This window comes from Comamonas sp. A7-5, from assembly GCF_039581385.1.
GTDB classification, from domain to species: domain Bacteria; phylum Pseudomonadota; class Gammaproteobacteria; order Burkholderiales; family Burkholderiaceae_C; genus Comamonas; species Comamonas thiooxydans.
The window spans coordinates 1-1405 of the sequence record NZ_JBCPWO010000047.1 but is presented as its reverse complement, the minus strand read 5'-3'; the positions used below and the strand labels follow the sequence as shown (position 1 = coordinate 1405).

The 1405-nt window shown below is 66.0% G+C and carries 1 protein-coding gene; it reads right to left on the bottom strand.

What is annotated here, in order from left to right:
• Positions 1–1405 (bottom strand): phage tail tape measure protein (locus AAIL67_RS24665; protein ID WP_343485396.1); only part of this gene is annotated, 1405 nt, incomplete at both ends.

Here is a 1405-nt window from a genome sequence, read left to right as displayed (position 1 = left end):
CTCGATGCCAGCAGCAACCGCCTCGATAGAGGGAGCAGCCGCTGCAGCAGCGTTGCCCACCGCAGTCACTTCCCCAGTCAATCCATCCCATGCATCGCGCGCCGTCTGGGCGCCATCGGCCATACCCTGCAAGGACTCTGCAGCCTTGGCCTTGAGGGCATCGGCAGACGCCGCAAAGGCTCCCGCCATCTCCTCGGCATCAGCTGCAGCCAGTCGAAAGCTCTCACTGAGACCGCCAAAGGTGACGGATGCCAGGCCGCTGCGCAGCTGGGCCACGCCCTCCATCACCTTGGAGGCAATCTGTGCAAACGCTGCGCCCAGGCCGTAAATGGCCGTCAGCACGCCATTGACGCCCGCCGTCATCACGCCCCAGGCCAGCTGCACCGTGTTGCCCGCATTGGTGGCGTATTGGCCGATGCGCTGCAGCGTCTCGCCCGTCTCGCTGGCAAAGACTTGCAGGCGCAGCACCACGGCGTCAAAGTTGACGTTGGCTGCAAATGCACGGAAGAACTTGAGGCCGTTTTCAAAGGCCGTGGCCAGGGTCTGACCGAAGCGCTCCACCAGACCGCTCTCAACCGCCTTGCGCAGCGCGCCGGTCAGCTCGTCCACACCCTTGCGCACCACGGGCAGCACGGGCTTGCCCAGCACCTGGGTCACGGTCTCCCACATACTGCTCAGGCCCTTGAGCGAGCCATTGAGGTTGTCGGCCATGGTCCTGGCCGTGGCCTCGGCACTGCCGCCGGCCTCACGCAGCTTGCCGGTCAGCTCATCCAGCGCGCCCATGCCCTGGTTGAGCAAGGCACGCAGCGCGGGCCCGGCCTCCAGGCCCACGGCATTGATAGCTCGCTCGCCGTCCTTGCCCTTATCGGCCAACTGGTGCAGCGCTTCCTCAAAGTTGGTGGTGACTATGCCGGCAGCGCCCAGCTCCTTGCGGAAGCTGGAGAGCGGGTTGGCAAACTGACTCATGATGGAGTTCAGCGCCGTACCCGCACGGCTGGCGTCAATGCCGGCGTCGGCAAACTTGCCGATGATGGCCACCGTGCTCTCCAGGCTCACGCCCAGGGTGTTGGCAACCGGCGCGGCATAGCTCAGCGCCTGGGCCAGCCCTTCCACGCTGGTGTTGGTGGCGTTGGCGCCCTTGGCCAGCACATCGGCCACGCGGCCTGCATCGTCAAAGGCCAGGCCCATGCCCATCACGGCCTTGGTCACATACTCGCTGGATTTGCCCAGCTCGATATCACCAGCCTGGGCCAGGGCCAGCACGGCAGGCAGCGCCTTGACGGAGTCGCCCGCGCTCAGGCCCGCCTTGGCCAGATTCTCCAGCGCGCCAGCCGCCTGCACCGATGTGTATTTGGTATTGCTGCCCGCCGCCTGCGCGGCCTTGGTCAGCGCGGCCATTTCTGCT